Below are 16738 nucleotides of genomic sequence, written 5' to 3' on the forward strand. Positions count from 1 at the left end.
GATCGAGCGAGTTTCGGTCGAGTAGCGCTGACCGCAAGACCAGGAAGGCCAGCAGATGGGACGCCACCGACGCTCCGCCGCCGGACGCGCCGCCACCGCCCGCGCGACCGGGGTGACACAGAAGAACGAGCCCCCCACGGAGCGCTACGGTCCGGAAAACCTCTACGGCTTCGCCGCGGTCCTGGAAGCCGAGCGGCGGGCGATGCGCTCGCACCGCAGGAAGAAGGCCGCCACCCCGGTGCGCACGGGTCTGCTGGGCGTCTCGGCGGCCGTCGCGCTGGGCACCGCCGCAGTCGCGACGGGTGTTCTGCCCGGCGCCAAGAACTTCACGGTGAGCGGCGACGCCGGCGATGTGCAGGCCGGCGGCACCAGCCCGTCGGGCTTCGCCACCCAGCAGGGCGGCACCAGCGGCACGGCCGACGGCCGCGGCTCGACGTCCACAAGCCGCGACCACGACCGCGGGCGCGCCACCTCGCCGGCCGCGACCCCCTCGGCCCCGACACCCTCGACCGCCCCGACGCGGGAACCCTCGCAGTCGCAGTCGCAGTCGCCGTCCCCGGCCGAGACGCAGACGGCGACCACCGCTCCGCCCGAGAAGGAGCACCCGAAGAAGCCCAAGCCCCACGTTCCGCCACCCAGGTCCGCACCGGCCTCGACCACGGCCGCGGTGCTCGATCTGGTGAACCAGGAGCGGGCCAAGGTGGGCTGTACCCCGGTGTCCGCGAGCAGTGAGCTGACGGTGCTGGCGCAGGCGTTCAGCGATGACATGGCCACGCGGAACTTCTTCGACCACATCGACCCGAACGGCAAGGACCCCTGGGACCGGGCCGCCTCACTCGGGATAACGGACCTGGGCGGCGAGAACATAGCCCGCGGCCAGGCGACCGCCCAGGAGGTGATGGACGCCTGGATGAACAGCCCCGGCCACCGCGCGAACATACTGAACTGCGACTTCAAGACGCTGGGCGTCGGCGTGCACCACGGGGCCGGTGGCCCCTGGTGGACGCAGGACTTCGGCTACTGAGATAACCGCAGGTCAGACGGCTAAGCACCCTCCTGGGCCGTGTCCGGGCCGTCAATCGTGGGTTCCTCGTCCGCGAAGACGCGATCCACGGCGGCCCGGGTCCGTGTCCCGCTCGACGGCATCAGGTGCGTGACCGAGCCGCACTTTTGGAACTCGGCGACCTTCGCCGAGAGCGACCTACTCCGCTACGGGACCCGATTCGTGCCACCTCAGCCGGACGAGCCCCACGTCCTCTACAACGGTGATCCCGCTTCGGTGCTGAAGGCCCTGGACGAGGACTCGACGCCACGTCCGTGACCATGGGACCAATCGCACCCACGAGCGGAACGCACTGACCGACGAGCGATCCCGGTACGGATTTCTCTACCTCATCAAGTGCCCGCGCGAGGCGCGGGCCGGCCCCTGGGGCCTGGACGGGCAAGCCGAGGTCAGGAGAATGCCTCCGGCGGGGATCGGCCGGCACCGGGATGGAGGGGGCGCCGTCGCCGACGCAGGTCCGTCGTGGCAGATGCCGGGGGGCTCCCATCCCGTACGCCATCGACCCAGGCGGAGCCGAGCAGACGCGGCCCATGGCGTACGGGATGGGAGCTCGGGGGTGGTTACTGCCGGAGGCAACAACTCATGTGCATGGCTGTCCCGCCGATGAGATGAGGTTCTATCCTGAGCCGGCAGTATGAGGGGGACAGATGAGCGGAGTTCGCAGGTGATCGGGGGCTTCATTGCGCTAGCCCTGTTCGTGGCGCTGGCTGTCCGGTACGTCGTGGTGGCCGTCCGGCTCTGGGGACATCCTGAGCGCGCTCCCGATGCCGCGCAATCGTTCAGTGTGAGAGGGGCGCCCGGATGGGCCCTCACACGTGGCGTCGTGGTCGTTGCGGCGAGCTTCGTTTTGATGGCCGTCATGGTGATCGCGCTGGTCGTGGGACTCGCAGTCACGCGGACACAGAAACCGGCCGAGCCTTGGTTGGGGATTTCGGCGGTGTCAATCGGTGGGATGTTGCTCTGCTGGCTGCTGATCCTCCTGATCGGGATCTTCAACAAGCCGCGGTTTCTCGTGCTCCCCTACCTCAGAGACAAGCGGCGGCTGTGACGCCGGGGGAGCGCTTGGCGATCACTCCCGGAAGCGCTGACAGCAGACCTGTCAAGAGGGAGTCAGCCGGCTGACACCAACCGCTGACACCAACAGCGGCGTACAGGGGCGGACGAGAACGGCCCCCAGCGGTCATGCCACCCGCGCCGGGCCAGGCTCTCTCCGACGACCAGGGGGTGCGTGATCGACCTGATAAAGATGACCACAGGCCTCAAAGCTCTGGCCTCGCGGGGGCACCGTTCCTGTCGGCCGGCGCTCCCCCTTGACCAAGGTCGCTCGGCGCAGTGCTAGTAGTGCCTCCGACGGAGGCGTTGCGCGAAGAGCGCCACCGACAGGAGCAGTAGGGCTCCTTCAACGGCCAGACTGACCAGCCCGAGCGGTTCCGTCCAGTTGCCGACGTCGTCGCTGTAGTCGGGCAAGCCCGGGCCCCTGGAGAGCATGTATCCCAGCAGGGGGCCCACGGCGACCCCGGCCGCCAGCAGCCACCCCAGTCGGACGAGACCGACGAGAAGAAGCGCGGCGGCGACGACGGCAGCGATCTCCAGGACGTGATAGGCCACACCGATGTAGTGGGGGTCCCTCGTTGCCGTGACGCCGCCTTGATCTTTGACATGGATGACGGCCACCGCGAGGCAGAGCAGAGCTCCCGCCAGCCTGGCCGCCCAGGTGGCCTCCGGCCCCCTCGCAGTGTGCTGTGACATGGGAGCACCCTTTCCCTCCGTCAGCAATCTGTGGCGCCGCGTTTCCGGCATACGGTCGGGCTTTCGGACCGACAGCGCGCCGCGATGGTGTCACGTCCAGCCTCGGCGGACTGCTGCTCGCCGTCGCCCCCGACAGCGCAGACGAGTGACGCGGAAGGAGCGCATCGCGGACGACGCTCCTTAACCAGGCGAACAAACACGCTTGACGCACAAAACCACGTCAGCCGGGCGGATCCTCAGGCCGATGGCGGTCTCGAAGTTGGCAGCGGTGACCTCTTGCAGGTGCAGCGAAGTCGGCATGTCTGCACCCTAAGCAGGCACGTGCCCCCTGAGCAGGGCGTGCCCCCGCCCGGTCTCTCCCGGTCGGGGGCACGGCCGTGGCCGGTGTCTACGCCGCCGCGCGGCCCAGGGCGAAGAGCCGGGCCGTCTCCGCGACACGGCGGCCGAGGTGCCGGGCGGTCTCCACGTCGGCCTTGTGGACGGCGTCGGGTCCCTCGTCGACGTTCGTCTGCGCTGCGGCACCCAGGAAGACGCCGAGGCGGTTCAGGTCGTGCTCGGAGGCGGAGCTGTTGTTCCAGCCCGGGTGGAGTCCGAGGCTGATCCAGTTCATGCCGTGCTGCGCCGCCAGGATCTGGAAGAACTGGAGAGTGTGCAGCTTGTCGCCGCTCTTGGACCCCGAGTTGGTGAAGCCGGCGGCCAGCTTGTCCTTCCAGTCCTGCCCGAACCAGCGCTGCGACGAGGCCTCGGCGAAGGCGTGGAAGGCGGCGGACGCGGTGCCCATGTAGGTCGGCGAACCGAAGACGATCGCATCCGAGCCGTCGAGGGCCGTCCACTGCTCGTCGGTGATCTCGTCGACCTTGATCAGGTGCACCTGGGCCCCGGCCTCGGCGGCACCCTCCCGCACGGCCTCGGCGAGGACGGCGGTGTGGCCGTAGCCGGAGTGGTAGGCGATGGAGACGACAGGGGTGGTCACGGTGGGTACTCCTCGTGGGAATGGAAGGACGTCCGCGGGGGACGGGGACGGGGGCCGCGGCACAGCGACGCCCCTCGATCGCGCGATGACCTCAGGAAAGCACTAACTTCTAGTTAGCGCAACCCGCCGGTTAGCGCTGTGCTGGAGTACCCTGCGGTCATGACGACCACGCAGGAGGAGAACCTCCCGTACGACGTGTTCTGCAAGGCGTGCCCGTCGCGGGGCACGCTGGAGCATGTGACGGGACGCTGGGGGTCACTCACCCTCGGCGCGCTCCACGAAGGCTCGCTCCGCTTCAACGAGCTGCGCCGCCGGGTCGACGGGGTGAGCGAGAAGATGCTGTCCCAGACCCTGCACGCGCTGGAGCGCGACGGTCTGGTGCACCGCGAGGCACAGCCGACGAATCCGCCGCGCGTGGACTACGAGCTGACTGTGCTGGGACACGAGGTGGCCGAGCGGCTGCTCGGCCTCATCCACTTCGTGGAGGGACGCATGGACGACGTGCTGGAGGCTCGCCGGCGCTACGACGGCGCCCGCACGAACTGACGCCTCGGCGCCTCTACTGCATCACGGGTGGCGCGGGGCGCGGCGTCCGCTGGCACTTCGGGCAGAAGTAGCTGGACCGGTTCATCCACGAGCGGCGGCGCATGGGCGTCGCGCAGCGCCGGCAGGGCAAGCCCTCGCGGCCGTACGCGTCCAGTGACCGGTCGAAGTAGCCGGACTCTCCGTTGACGTTGACGTAGAGGCTGTCGAAGCTGGTGCCGCCGACGGACAGCGCGGCGTTCAGCACATCCCGTACATGGCCGAGGAGTTCGGCGGTGCGGGGGCGGGTGAAGTGGGCCGTCGGGCGCTCGTAGTGGACGCGGGCGCGCCACAGGGCCTCGTCGGCGTAGATGTTGCCGACCCCGCTGATCAACGACTGGTCGAGCAGGGCCCGCTTGATCGTCGTGCGCTTGCGGCGCAGGGCCTGATGGAAGGCGGCGTCGTCGAAGAGCGGGTCGAGAGGATCGCGGGCGATGTGCCCGATCACGTCGGGCAGCCCGTCGGGGGTGGTGTCGTGCAGCGACAGCCCGCCGAAGGTGCGCTGGTCGACGAACCGGAGCTCGGTGTCGAGGCCGTCGTCGAAACGCAGACGGATGCGAAGGTGCTTCTCGTCGGGGGCGTCGTGCGGCCGGACGAGGAGCTGGCCGCTCATGCCGAGGTGGGCGAGGACCGCCGTGCCGGCGCCCTCGACCGGGATCCAGAGGTATTTTCCGCGGCGGCTCGGCGTGCCGAGAAGCTGCCCCTTCAGGCGGTGCGCGAAGTCCTCGCCGCCCGCCGTGTGCCGGCGGACGGCGCGCGGGTGCAGCACCTCCACATCGGCGACGGTCCGGTGGGCGACCCAGCTCTCCAGGCCGCGGCGCACGACCTCGACCTCGGGCAACTCGGGCACGGGGCTCCTTTGAAGGGGCTGAACGGGGCGACGCCCGAAGAGTACCTCCCATGAAACGGACCCCGCCGCGGCGCGTACGCCGGGACGGGGTCCGGATGTGAAGGATTCAGGCCGTGGCCGTGTCGCTGGACGGGGCCGCGACGGATTCGGCGACCCCGTCGGGGGACGCCGCCTCGGCCGCCGCCTTGGCGCGCTCGTCCGCGGCTGCACGGATGGAACGCCAGGCCGACTCCGCGGCCTGCTGCTCCGCCTCCTTCTTGCTGCGGCCGGTGCCGGTGCCGTACGAGACGCCTCCGACGCGGGCGGCAGCAGTAAAGGTCTTCTCGTGATCCGGGCCGGTCTCCGTGACCAGGTACTCGGGAACACCGAGCCCCTCGGTCGCGGTCAGCTCCTGGAGACTGGTCTTCCAGTCCAGGCCGGCACCGAGATTCGAGGACTTCTCGATCAGCGGGTCGAACAGGCGGTGCACCAGCTCCGCCGCCGAGTCCAGCCCCTGGTCGAGATAGACAGCGCCGATCACCGCTTCGAGGGTGTCGGCGAGGATGGACGCCTTGTCCCGGCCGCCCGTGCCCTCCTCGCCCCGGCCGAGCCGGATGAAGGAGCCCAGGTCGAGGCCGCGGCCCACGTCCGCCAGCGCACGCGAGTTGACCACCGCGGCCCGCAGCTTGGCCAGCTGGCCCTCGGGCAGGTCGGGGTGGGTGCGGTACAGCGTGTCGGTGACGACGAGGCCGAGGACGGAGTCCCCGAGGAACTCCAGGCGCTCGTTCGTCGGCAGACCGCCGTTCTCGTACGCGTACGAGCGGTGGGTCAGCGCACGCACCAGAAGGGCGGACTCGACCTTGTAGCCGAGCCGCCCTTCCAGAAGCGTGTGGGACGAGGCTGTGTTGTCCGCCCTCTTCCTGGCGTTTGGGTCCGCCTTGGCGTCAGACATCAGACCTCTCACCAACCGCTCAGACCTCGAGGACCTGGCGCTTGTTGTAGGTGCCGCACGAGGGGCACGCGATGTGCTGCTGCTTGGGCTCGTGGCAGCGCTCGCACGCAACCAGGGTGGGGACCGCAGCCTTCCACTGCGACCGGCGGTGGCGCGTGTTGCTGCGCGACATCTTCCGCTTCGGAACAGCCACGGCTACTTCTCCTGCTTCTCGTCGACGCCCGCTTCGGCGCCGCTCATCTCGTCCTTATCGCCGGGTTCGAATGAATCGGCGAGTCCCTGCAGTGCCGCCCAACGGATGTCGACGGCGTCGTGGTGGTGGTCCGGGTCGTCCGCGAGCCGCGCTCCGCACTCGGAGCACAGACCCGGGCAGCCTTCCTGGCACACCGGCTGCATCGGCAGTGCGAGCACCACCGCATCGCGCAGCAGAGGTTCGAGGTCGAAGAGTCCGTCCTCGAGGAAGAACCTGTCCTCGTCGTCCTCGGCGTCGTCGCCCGGCTCCGCGATCACACGGCCCCGGTCGTCGGCGTCAGGGTACGTGAACAGCTCCTGGAATTCCGCTTCGAGCTCCAGCTCGACCGGCTCCAGACACCTTACGCACTCCCCCTCGGCCGATGCACGGGCGGTGCCTGTGACGAGCACCCCTTCCATGACCGACTCGAGCCGGAGTTCGAGCTCCACCGGGGCGCCTTCCGGCACTCCGATGACCCCCTGGATCCCGAAGTCCTTGGGGGCGTCGACCGTACGGGTCAGGCGCTGGAGCGCACCAGGACGCCGCCCCAGCTCGTGCGTGTCGAACACGAGGGGGTTGCGGTGGTCGAGGCGGGCGTTCAGAGCCATTCCTGCTTTCGGTCTCGAAGCTCATGGGGGACGCTGTCCCGTGGTGTTCCGGGCAGCACGGACCGCGAAGGGTACGCGCGACCGAAGAGCCAGGATACTGGACCTTTCGCTCACGGCCCAATCCGCTGCACCCGGCCGTTCCGGCGACCCGGGCGGCCGGCACGCTCAGTGACCGCCGCGCCCCTGTTCGTAGGCACGAAGCTGCTCGGCGCTGATCATGCTGGTGTCGAAGAGGCTGGTCTCGTCGAGGGCGTTGCCCTGCGGGTAGCCGTGGCCCTGACTCTGATCGTACGGCGCCGCCTGCTGGTCGTACGCCGCCGCCTGCGGGTAGGCGGCGTACGGGTCCGCCTGCTGGTAGCCGTAGGCGTCCTGCTGGGCGTAGGTCTGCTGATAGCCGTACTGGTCGGGCTGCTGGTATCCGTAAGGATCCTGCGTTTGCGCGTAGGCGGGCTGCTGCTGGGCCGGGATCTCGGGCTCGGCAGGCATCGCGGGGGCCTGGGCCGGCATCGCGGGGGCCTGGGCCGGGGTCTCGGCGAGGGCCGCGAGGTCGGCGAGGTAGTCGGCGTCGCTGGAGTGCTGGACGGTCGTCGGGTCGTCGGCGAGGGCGCCGAGGTCGTCGGTGGCGATCCGGCCGTGCAGCTTCTGCCGGCCCTTGCCGACGGCCTCCAGGGTCTTGGCGAGTACGGCCTCGAAGGCGCCGAGCTTGGCGTCCACGTACGCGTCGGCGTCGCGGCGCAGCGTCTCGGGGTCGTGGCTGCGCTCCGGAGCGTCCTCGTCCTCGTAGCCCTGCTCGTCGAGGCCCGGACCGGTGCCGAGAAGCTTCTCGCGGCCGCGGCCGACGGAGCCGAGGGTCTTGGTGAGGACGACCTCGAAGTTGGCGAGCTTGGAGTCGACGTAGTCGTCGGCCTCGGCGCGGATCTCCTCGGCCTCCTGGCGGGCCTCGGTCAGGATGCGGTCGGCCTCGCTCTGGGAGCGGCGGGCGACCTCGGTGTCAGAGATCAGGGAGCCCCGCTCTGCGTGTGCGCCCTCGATGATCCGCTCGGCCTCCTGGCGGGCCCGCTCGACCATCTGCTCCCGGTCGCCGATCAGCTCCCGGGCCTGGGCCAGGGAGTCGGGCAGGGCCGTGCGCACCTCTTCGAGCATCGAGAGCAGCTGGGCGCGGTTGATCACGCACGAGGCCGACATGGGCATGGCCCGGGCGCTGGAGATCATCGCGACGATCTCGTCGAGCTTCTTCTGCACGTCCACCGTGTGCTCGCCACTCTCTACAGCTGTGTTGGAGACGGACGGGTCGACTGTACGGCCACTGCCGCCCCTGCCGACACCAGGTGACGAGCTGTCAGAAGACGCGGGTGCTCCGTGGGGTGCGGTCAGCGGTTGCCGAGGCGGTTGCCCAGGGCTTCCAGGACGGCCGGCGGCACCAGGTGGGAGACGTCCCCGCCCCAGGCCGCGACCTCCTTGACGAGCGAGGAGGACAGGAAGCTGTAGGTGGGGTTGGTGGGGACGAAGAGGGTCTCCACACCGGAGAGGCCGTTGTTCATCTGGGCCATCTGCAACTCGTAGTCGAAGTCGCTGACGGCCCGCAGGCCCTTGACGATGGCGGGGATGTCGCGCTGCTTGCAGAAGTCCACGAGAAGCCCGTGGTGGGATTCCACGACGACGTTCTCGAACTCGGCGGTGACCTGGCGGATCAGGTCCATGCGCTCCTCGACGTCGAAGAGGCCCTGCTTGGTCTGGTTCACCATCACCGCGACGTACACCTCGTCGTACAGCTTGGAGGCGCGGGCGATGATGTCGAGGTGTCCATTGGTGATCGGGTCGAACGACCCGGGACAGACGGCGCGGCGCACTTGTGATCCCTCGCTCTCCGGTCCGGTCATCGTGCGTCTTCGCACGTAGAGGCGGCGCGACCGTACCAAAAGGTCCCTTCCCCGTAACGACGGGCCCTGATCCCGTCGAAGCCCTCCGGCCAACGGAATTCTCCGCCTCTGGTGCTGCGCTCCACGGTGACGAGGACGTCGGCCGCGAGCCACCCCCCTGTGCGGAGTGTGAGGAGAATCTCGCGAAGATCGTCGTCCGTGACCGCGTACGGCGGATCCAGGAAGACGAGGTCGTACGGCCGGTCGGGCGCCGGTGTACGGATGATCTGTTCCGCTTTGCCCGCCCGTACTTCGGCGCCGGGCAGGCCGAGCGCCCTGACGTTCTCACGGACGGTACGGACGGCGCGGGCGTCGGCCTCCACCAGAAGGGTGTGCCCGGCTCCCCGGGACAGGGCCTCCAGGCCGACGGCGCCCGAGCCGGCGTACAGGTCGAGGACCCGCTCGCCCTCCAGGGGGCCGCCGAGGAGGGACTGCCAGGTGGAGAAGAGGCCCTCGCGCGCCCGGTCGGAGGTGGGGCGGGTGCCGTTGCCCGGCGGGACGGCCAGGCGGCGTCCGCCGGCCCGGCCGGCGATCACGCGGGTCATCTCTGCGGTCCTTGTCGGTTTGCGGTCGGAAGCCCTGTTCCACGGGGCGGGTGTGCTCCTTCAGTCTCGCAGCCCGGCGGCCGTCGGCGCTCGGTCGCCCGGTCACCCCTTGGCAGCCTTTGCCAGTCCTTGTCAGCCCTTGTCGAGGTACTGCTCCCGCTCCTCGTCCAGCAGTGCCTCCAGGGCCGTGCGCAGGCCGGGCAGCCGTTCCAGGTCCGGGTCGGCGGCGACCACCCCGGCGGCCTCCTGGCGGGCTTCGGCGATGATCTCCTCGTCCTCGATGACCGCGAGCATGCGCAGCGAGGTGCGGGCGCCGGACTGGGCCTGGCCGAGGACGTCGCCCTCGCGCCGCTGTTCGAGGTCGATGCGCGAGAGTTCGAAGCCGTCCAGGGTGGAGGCGACCGCGTTCAGGCGCTGCCGCGCCGCGCTCGCCTCCGGCATCTCGGTCACCAGGAGGCACAGGCCGGGCGCCGAGCCGCGGCCCACGCGGCCGCGCAGCTGGTGCAGCTGCGAGACTCCGAAGCGGTCGGCGTCCATGATCACCATCGCGGTGGCGTTCGGCACGTTGACGCCGACCTCGATGACCGTCGTCGCGACCAGCACGTCGGTCTCCCCGGCGGCGAACCGGCGCATCACCGCGTCCTTGTCGTCGGGGTGCATACGACCGTGCAGCACCTCGACCCGGAGGCCCTTGAGGGGGCCCTCGGCCAGCTGATCGGCCACGTCGAGCACGGCGAGCGGCGGGCGCTTCTCCACCTCGTCCTCGGGCGAACTCCCCGCCTTCTTCGGGCCGCCCGGCTCGTCGACGTCATCACCGATACGGGGGCAGACGACGTACGCCTGATGACCGCCCGCCACCTCCTCGCGCACCCGCTCCCAGGCGCGCGCCAGGAAGTGCGGCTTGTCGGCGGCCGGCACCACATGGCTGGCGATCGGCGAGCGCCCGGCCGGGAGCTGGTCGAGGACGGAGGTCTCCAGGTCGCCGAAGACGGTCATGGCGACGGTCCGGGGAATCGGCGTGGCGGTCATGACCAGCAGGTGCGGCGGCTGCTTGCCCTTGCCGCGCAGTGCGTCGCGCTGCTCGACCCCGAACCGGTGCTGCTCGTCGACCACGACCAGACCGAGGTCGTGGAACTGCACCTTGTCCTCGATCAGCGCGTGGGTGCCGATCACGATCCCGGCCTCGCCGGTGACGAGATCGAGCAGCGCCTGCCGGCGCCCGGCCGCGCCCATGGACCCCGTGAGCAGCACCACCTTGGTGGCCTGCTCGGCTCCGCCCAGCATCCCTCCCTCGGCCAGCTCTCCCATCATCTCGACGATCGAGCGGTGGTGCTGCTGGGCGAGCACCTCGGTGGGCGCGAGCATGGCGGCCTGGCCGCCCGCGTCCACGACGGCGAGCATGGCGCGCAGGGCGACCAGGGTCTTGCCGCTGCCGACCTCACCCTGGAGCAGGCGGTGCATCGGGTGGTCGGTGGCCAGGTCGTCGAAGATCTCCTGGGAGACCGTCCGCTGGCCGTCGGTGAGGGTGAAGGGGAGCTTGCCGTCGAAGGCCGCGAGCAGGCCGTCCGGCGTGGGGACGCGGGGCACCGCCGGGAGCTGGGCGTCCGCGTGGCGGCGGCGGGCGAGGGCGACCTGGAGGACGAACGCCTCGTCCCACTTGAGGCGGGAGCGTGCCTCGGCGATGTCCGCCTTCGTGTGCGGGCGGTGGACCTTGAGGAGTGCTTCGGGGAGGGAGACGAGGCCCCGGCCCTCGCGCAGGGAGTCCGGCAGGGGGTCGATGGCGTCCTGGACACGGGGCAGGACCGTCTGCACCGATTTGGCGATCTTCCAGGACTCCAGCTTGGCCGTGGCCGGATAGATCGGGATGAGCGCGCCCGCCCAGCTGTCGACCGTCTCGGCCACGTCGTCGCCGCGCAGCAGCTCGTAGGCGGGGTGGGCCAGTTGGAGCTTGCGGTTGAAGACGGAGACCTTGCCCGCGAACAGCGCTCGGGTGCCCGGCAGGAGTTCCTTGTGGGGCTTGTGCACGCCGTTGCCGAAGAAGACCAGTTGGAGGCGGCCGCTGCCGTCGGTGATCGTGACCTCCAGGCGCTGGCCCTTGCCGCGGGGCGCCTTGGCCGAGGCAAAAGTGTGCAGGCGGGCGTCGGCGACCTGGGCGACGACCGTCACGTGCTCGTCCATGGGGAGGTCGGCGAGCCGGGTGAGCTGACCGCGCTCCTCGTATCTGCGCGGGTAGTGGTGGAGCAGGTCTCCGGCGGTGTGCAGGCCGAGGTGCTCGGCCATCACCTTCGCGGTGGCGGGGCCGAGCACGTTCTTCAGCGGTTCTTGCAGTGCGGGCACGAGATCCATTGCACACCACACCACCGACAACGCCGTATATGTCTTGCAAATCCGCTGGTCAGCGGGGTGGCTTGCGGCCTAGGATGGCGCATCCTTCCGGCTCGCCCCCCGCGGTCACCGCCCCACCGGGACCGCCCGACCCCGCGCCGTCGACCGTCCCCCACCCACGGCGCCGTGACGATGGACTCCCAGATCTCAAAGGCATCTCAGGCACCTCAGTCACCACAGTCACCCCATACGTTCCAGGTCGACCTGCGCGGTCTGGTGGACCTGCTCTCCCATCACCTGTACTCCAGTCCCAAGGTCTACCTGCGCGAGCTGTTGCAGAACGCCGTGGACGCCATCACCGCCCGCCGCGCCGAGCAGCCGGACGCGCCGGCCGCCGTCCGGCTGTACGCGGACGGCGGCAGCCTGCGCGTCGAGGACACGGGTGTCGGGCTCACCGAGTCCGATGTGCACAGCCTGCTCGCCACCATCGGGCGCAGCTCCAAGCGGGCCGAGGGACTCCAGGAGGCCCGGTCCGACTTCCTGGGCCAGTTCGGCATCGGGCTGCTCGCCTGTTTCGTGGTCGCCGAGCGCATCCGGGTCGTCAGCCGCAGCGCCCGTACGCCGGACGCGGCACCCGTGGAGTGGACGGCCACCGACGACGGGTCCTATGTCGTGCGGACGTTGCCGCCGGACGCCCGGCCCGAACCCGGCACCACGGTGCACCTGGTGGCGCGCCCCGGTGCCGCGGACTGGCTCTCGGCGGACCGGGTACGGTCCCTGGCGCGGGACTTCGGTTCGCTGCTGCCGTACGACGTCCGGGTCGGCGACGAGCCGGTCACGGAGCTGCCCGCGCCCTGGGACCGCGCATACCCCTCCCCCTCCACCCGGAGGGTGGCCCTGGCGCGCCACTGTCACGACCTGTTCGGTTTCACGCCGCTGGACTCGATCGACCTGGACGTGCCGCTCGCCGGGGTACGGGGGGTGGCCTATGTGCTGCCGAGTGCGGTCAGCCCGGCGCAGCGGGCGAGCCACCGTGTGCATCTGAAGGGCATGCTGCTGACCGAGCGGGCCGAACAGCTGCTGCCCGACTGGGCGTTCTTCGTGCGCTGTGTGCTCGACACGGACAGTCTGCGGCCCACGGCCTCGCGCGAGTCGCTGTACGAGGACGAGACGCTGGCAGCCGTGCGCGAGGCCCTCGGGGAGCGCATCCGCTCCTGGCTGACCGGGCTCGCGGCCGGTGACCCCGAGCGTCTCGCCGCCTTTCTGTCCGTGCACTACCTGGGCGTGAAGTCGCTCGCGCGGCACGACCGGGAGATGCTGCGCACGATGCTGCCGTGGCTCCCCTTCGAGACCACGGACGGGCGGCTGTCCCTGGAGGAGTTCGCGCAGCGGCACCCCGTCGTGCACTTCACGCGGACGGTGGAGGAGTACCGGCAGGTCGCGCCGATCGCGTCCGCGCAGGGCGTCGGGGTGGTCAACGGCGGCTACACGTACGACAGCGAGCTGGTGGAGGCACTGCCGTCGGTGCGCCCGGGGACGGTGGTCGCGGAGCTGGACGCGGACACCGTGACCGCGCACCTGGACGCGGTGGACCCGGCCGAGGAGCTGGCGCTGTCCGCGTTCCTGGGAGCGGCACGCGCCAGACTCGACCCGCTCGGCTGCGATGTCGTCCTGCGCGCGTTCCACCCCCTGTCCGTACCCGCCCTGCACCTGGACGACCGGGCGGCCCGCCACGAGCAGGCCCGTGCGGAGGCCGAGGAGCAGGCCGACGACCTGTGGGCGGGAATCCTCGGATCGCTGCGCGGCAGCGCTCCGCGTGCCCGTCTGGTCCTCAACCACCTCAACCCGCTGATCCGCAGGATCAGCTCGCTGCGCGACCCGGAGCTGATCGGCACCGCCACCGAGTCCCTCTACGGGCAGGCCCTGCTGATGGCCCAGCGCCCGCTGCGGCCGGCGGACTCCGCGCTGCTGAACCGGGCATTCATCGGCCTGCTCGAATGGGCCACCCACACCGACTCCCCCAAGGACGGCTCCCGATGAGCCAGGTCATGGACTTCGACTCGCTGCGCAGGGCGATGGCGGACAACTACGAGCAGCCGGAAGGCCCGGCGCGCAACGCGCGCGCCGAGCAACTGCTCGTGGAGGCGGAGAAACTGAACATTCCGCTGGCCGTGATCGAGGCGCTCGGGCACCAGCTGAAGGTCTACAACTACAGCTCCGAGAAGGACAAGATGTTCGTCCCCTTCGCGCGACTTCTGCGCATGTGGGACGAGCGCCCGGAGGACTTCGACGAGTACGAGACCCACTCGCTGCACTGGGTCTTCAAGTGGATGTCGGCGGGCATGCTGGGCCAGCCGCACATCCCGCTCGCCTCCATGGAGAAGTGGCTCGGCGAGATGGAGCACCGCTACCGGCTCGCCGGGCACTCCGAACGCGCCGTGCGCAGCGCGGAGTTCAGCGTCGCCGCGCACGTCGGTGACCTGGCGCGCGCCGAACGGGCGTACGCCGCCTGGCTGGCCGCCGACCGTGACGAGATGGCCGACTGCCATGCGTGCGAGCTGCACGACCAGGGATGGTGGCAGGCGCGCAAGGGCGAGGACGAGCGGGCGCTTCAGTTGTGGGGGCCCGTCCTGGACGGGGAGTACGTGTGCGCGCACGAGCCGCACGCCGTTCTGGCCTCCTCGCTGCTGCCGCTGCTGCGCCTGGGCCGTCCGGACGAGGCACGCGGGCACCACCTGCGCGGGTTCCGGCTGGTGCGGGGCATGGAGAGCATGCGCAGCTCGTACGCCTACCACGTGGAGTTCTGCGCGCTGACCGGCAACGAGGCCCGCGGCCTGGAACTCCTGGCCGAGCGTCCGGCGTACTTCACGGACTCCGGGGATCCGCGCAGCAGGCTGGACTTCCTCGCGGTGGTGGCCCTGCTGATGGACCGCCTGGTCGTGCTGGGGCTCGGCGAGCAGACGGTGCCGGGTCCGGCGGGCCGGGAGTGGACCGCCCGGGAACTCGCCGCCCACGCGCGCGGGGAAGCACTCGCGCTCGCGGCCCGCTTCGACGCCCGCAACGGGACGGCCTACGTCGGTGAGCGCACCCGGGAGCGCATGGACCGCCCTCCGCTGGTGGACCGGCTGCCGCTCGGCGTGCGGACGGCCCGCCCGGCGCCCGCGCCCCCGCCGGTCCCTGCCGCACCGGTGCCGGAGCGGGACCTTCCGGCGCTGCTCGCCGAGGCGCGGCGGCTGTCGGACGCCCTGCATCCGGACGCCGTGGACGCGTGGGCCGCGGTGGCGCGCGCGGCGGAGGGCCACGAGCTGGATGCCCGGGACCGCGCGGACCTCGCCGACCACGAGGCGATCGGCCGGGGCCCGGAGGGCGCCGAGTCCTTCGAGCGCGCGGCCGAACTGTACGCGGCGGCGGGCGACCCGGGTGAGGCGCTGGCGGCACGCGCGCGTGCCGCGTTCGTCCGCGCCCTGACGGGCCACTCCGACCGGGCGCTGGAGGAGATCACCGGGCTGCGGCAGGAGGTCCTCGCCCTTTTCGAGGAGGGCGGGACGGGAGTACGGCAGACGGCGTCCGTCCTGGTGGGGCGGGCCCGCATACTGATGCACCGGCTGGAGGAGGACGAGGGCAACGCCGGGGCCGCCGAGGAGGCCGTACGGGAGCTGCTGGCGTTCGCCGGGCCGCACACGGCCGAGACGCGTCCCGCGTCCCGGGCCGCGGAGGCCACGGCCATGCTCGGCGAACTGGCCGGGCGCGCCGGGGACGCGGAGACGGCCGCGGAGCTGCTGGCGCGGGCGGCCGAGGAGTACGTGGCGGCGGGCCTGCCCTGGTTCGCGGTGGAGCACGAGGCGCGGCTGGCCCATCTCGCGCTGCAGCTCGGCGACCCGGAGGGCGCCGAACGGGCGGCCCGCGCGGCGCTGGAGCACGGCCAGGGGCGCCTGGAGCCCATCGGACAGGCGCAGCTGCACCTGGGGCTGGCGGAGGCGCTGAGTGCGTCGGGACGGGTCGCGGAGGCCGCCGAGCACGCCCTGGAGGCCGCGCACTGGGCCGACGAGGCGGGCGAGGGCCCGACGCTGGGCGCGTGGGCGCGCCACCAGCTGGGCGGTCTGCTGCTGCGGCAGGGCCGGTTCGCGGAGGCGGCCGAGGTGCTGGAGTCGGCGCTGCCCGACCTGACCGCCGAGACCCACGGCGACGGGGCGATCGTGCAGACGCAGTGGTGGCTCGGCGACTGCCACACGGAGCTGGGCGAGCACCGGGCCGCCGCCGAACGGTGGCTGCGGGCAGCGGAGATCGCACGGCACTGGCCGGAGCAGCGGGACCACGCCATGCTGGCGCATCTGGCCGCGGAGGCGCTGGGCCACGCGGACCTGCCGGCGGAGGCGGACCGGGCCTACGCCCGCGCCGCGGACCTGTGGCGCGGGCTCGGCAACACCCACGGCCTGGTGCGCGCCCTGCGTGCCCGCGCCTGGCTCGCCGCCCGCGGGGAGGCGGGCCTGGACGCGGCTCGGGAGCTGATGGCGGAGGCGGCCCGGGTGTGCGAGTCCAGCTCGCCCGAGGACGAGGAGGCGCGGATCCGGCTGGTCACCGAACTCGGCCACACCCACCGCCAGTTCGGCGATCTGGTCGCCCGGTCGGCCGCAGAGGGCACGGACGAGGACACGGCGGCCTTCGAGGAGGCGCTCGGACACATGGCGGAGGCGATCGCGGTCTTCGCGTCCCTCGGCGCGGCCGGCCTCGGCCCGCGTACCGGCGCCGAACTGGCCGCGGGATGGCTGGAGGCCGACCTGCACCGCCCGGACGCGGCGTCGGCACGCGCGCGTGCGGTGCTGTCGGCGTACGAGGGCGCGGACGGCGACACCGAGCCGGTCCGGGCACGGCGCGCGGAGGCGGAACGGCTGCTGGAGATGCTCGAGGCGCAGCACAAGGAGTGACGCCCGTGCCGGGTGCCCATGACCGCGGACGGGCAC

The 16738-nt window shown here is 71.4% G+C and carries 16 protein-coding genes; 6 read left to right on the forward strand and 10 right to left on the reverse strand.

What is annotated here, in order from left to right; genetic code table 11:
• Nucleotides 1–55 precede the first annotated feature (55 nt).
• From ABZ876_RS20530 to ABZ876_RS20540, 3 genes are all read left to right on the forward strand, one after another.
• Nucleotides 56–1024: a CAP domain-containing protein gene (locus ABZ876_RS20530; protein WP_361782832.1), complete on the forward strand. Its 969-nt coding sequence runs from the start codon at nt 56–58 to the stop codon at nt 1022–1024.
• A gap of 39 nt (nt 1025–1063) precedes the next feature.
• On the forward strand, nt 1064–1321 hold the full coding sequence (locus ABZ876_RS20535) for a hypothetical protein (RefSeq protein WP_361782835.1): 258 nt from the start codon (nt 1064–1066) through the stop codon (nt 1319–1321).
• Between the two features lie 406 nt (nt 1322–1727).
• Entirely contained in the window at nt 1728–2111 is a 384-nt protein-coding gene (locus ABZ876_RS20540) for a hypothetical protein (RefSeq protein WP_361782838.1), read from the forward strand.
• 287 nt (nt 2112–2398) lie between these two features.
• Here the strand turns inward: ABZ876_RS20540 and ABZ876_RS20545 are convergent, their stop codons facing one another.
• A complete protein-coding gene (locus ABZ876_RS20545) occupies nt 2399–2812 on the reverse strand; it encodes a hypothetical protein (protein WP_361782841.1) in 414 nt (137 codons plus the stop codon).
• A 388-nt stretch (nt 2813–3200) separates the two neighbouring features.
• Complete coding sequence (locus ABZ876_RS20550; RefSeq protein ID WP_361782843.1) at nt 3201–3785, reverse strand: flavodoxin family protein; 585 nt, start codon at nt 3783–3785, stop codon at nt 3201–3203.
• A 159-nt stretch (nt 3786–3944) separates the two neighbouring features.
• Here ABZ876_RS20550 and ABZ876_RS20555 point away from each other — a divergent pair, with 159 nt between their 5' ends.
• The gene (locus ABZ876_RS20555) at nt 3945–4331 is read left to right on the forward strand and encodes a helix-turn-helix domain-containing protein (RefSeq protein ID WP_361782846.1); all 387 of its coding nucleotides are present in this window, start codon (nt 3945–3947) and stop codon (nt 4329–4331) included.
• A 13-nt stretch (nt 4332–4344) separates the two neighbouring features.
• On the opposite strand, the gene mutM is transcribed toward ABZ876_RS20555, so the two are convergent.
• From mutM to recG, 8 genes are all read right to left on the reverse strand, one after another.
• Complete coding sequence (gene mutM / locus ABZ876_RS20560; RefSeq protein ID WP_361782849.1) at nt 4345–5217, reverse strand: bifunctional DNA-formamidopyrimidine glycosylase/DNA-(apurinic or apyrimidinic site) lyase; 873 nt, start codon at nt 5215–5217, stop codon at nt 4345–4347.
• Between the two features lie 106 nt (nt 5218–5323).
• Nucleotides 5324–6148, reverse strand: coding sequence for a ribonuclease III (gene rnc / locus ABZ876_RS20565; RefSeq protein WP_361782852.1), 825 nt, complete (start codon nt 6146–6148; stop codon nt 5324–5326).
• A 19-nt stretch (nt 6149–6167) separates the two neighbouring features.
• The gene (rpmF, locus tag ABZ876_RS20570; protein ID WP_003951102.1) at nt 6168–6341 is read right to left on the reverse strand and encodes a 50S ribosomal protein L32; all 174 of its coding nucleotides are present in this window, start codon (nt 6339–6341) and stop codon (nt 6168–6170) included.
• Between the two features lie 2 nt (nt 6342–6343).
• Nucleotides 6344–6988 carry a YceD family protein gene (locus tag ABZ876_RS20575; protein ID WP_361782855.1) on the reverse strand — a complete coding sequence of 215 codons (645 nt, stop codon included), beginning with the start codon at nt 6986–6988 and terminating at the stop codon, nt 6344–6346.
• A gap of 165 nt (nt 6989–7153) precedes the next feature.
• Entirely contained in the window at nt 7154–8236 is a 1083-nt protein-coding gene (locus tag ABZ876_RS20580) for an ATP synthase F0 subunit B (protein WP_361782858.1), read from the reverse strand.
• 122 nt (nt 8237–8358) lie between these two features.
• On the reverse strand, nt 8359–8838 hold the full coding sequence (coaD, locus tag ABZ876_RS20585; protein ID WP_361783231.1) for a pantetheine-phosphate adenylyltransferase: 480 nt from the start codon (nt 8836–8838) through the stop codon (nt 8359–8361).
• A 26-nt stretch (nt 8839–8864) separates the two neighbouring features.
• Nucleotides 8865–9452, reverse strand: a complete 588-nt coding sequence (gene rsmD / locus ABZ876_RS20590) for a 16S rRNA (guanine(966)-N(2))-methyltransferase RsmD (protein ID WP_361782861.1) — start codon at nt 9450–9452, stop codon at nt 8865–8867.
• A 132-nt stretch (nt 9453–9584) separates the two neighbouring features.
• A complete protein-coding gene (gene recG / locus ABZ876_RS20595) occupies nt 9585–11798 on the reverse strand; it encodes an ATP-dependent DNA helicase RecG (RefSeq protein WP_361782864.1) in 2214 nt (737 codons plus the stop codon).
• A 171-nt stretch (nt 11799–11969) separates the two neighbouring features.
• On the opposite strand from recG, the gene ABZ876_RS20600 reads away from it, so the two are divergent.
• Nucleotides 11970–13817 carry an HSP90 family protein gene (locus ABZ876_RS20600; protein ID WP_361783234.1) on the forward strand — a complete coding sequence of 616 codons (1848 nt, stop codon included), beginning with the start codon at nt 11970–11972 and terminating at the stop codon, nt 13815–13817.
• Nucleotides 13814–16702, forward strand: coding sequence for a tetratricopeptide repeat protein (locus tag ABZ876_RS20605; protein WP_361782866.1), 2889 nt, complete (start codon nt 13814–13816; stop codon nt 16700–16702). Before ABZ876_RS20600 ends, ABZ876_RS20605 begins: the two co-directional genes overlap by 4 nt.
• Nucleotides 16703–16738: the final 36 nt, after the last annotated feature.

Origin of the sequence: Streptomyces sp. NPDC046931, assembly GCF_040644655.1 — a bacterium.
Classification (GTDB): domain Bacteria; phylum Actinomycetota; class Actinomycetes; order Streptomycetales; family Streptomycetaceae; genus Streptomyces.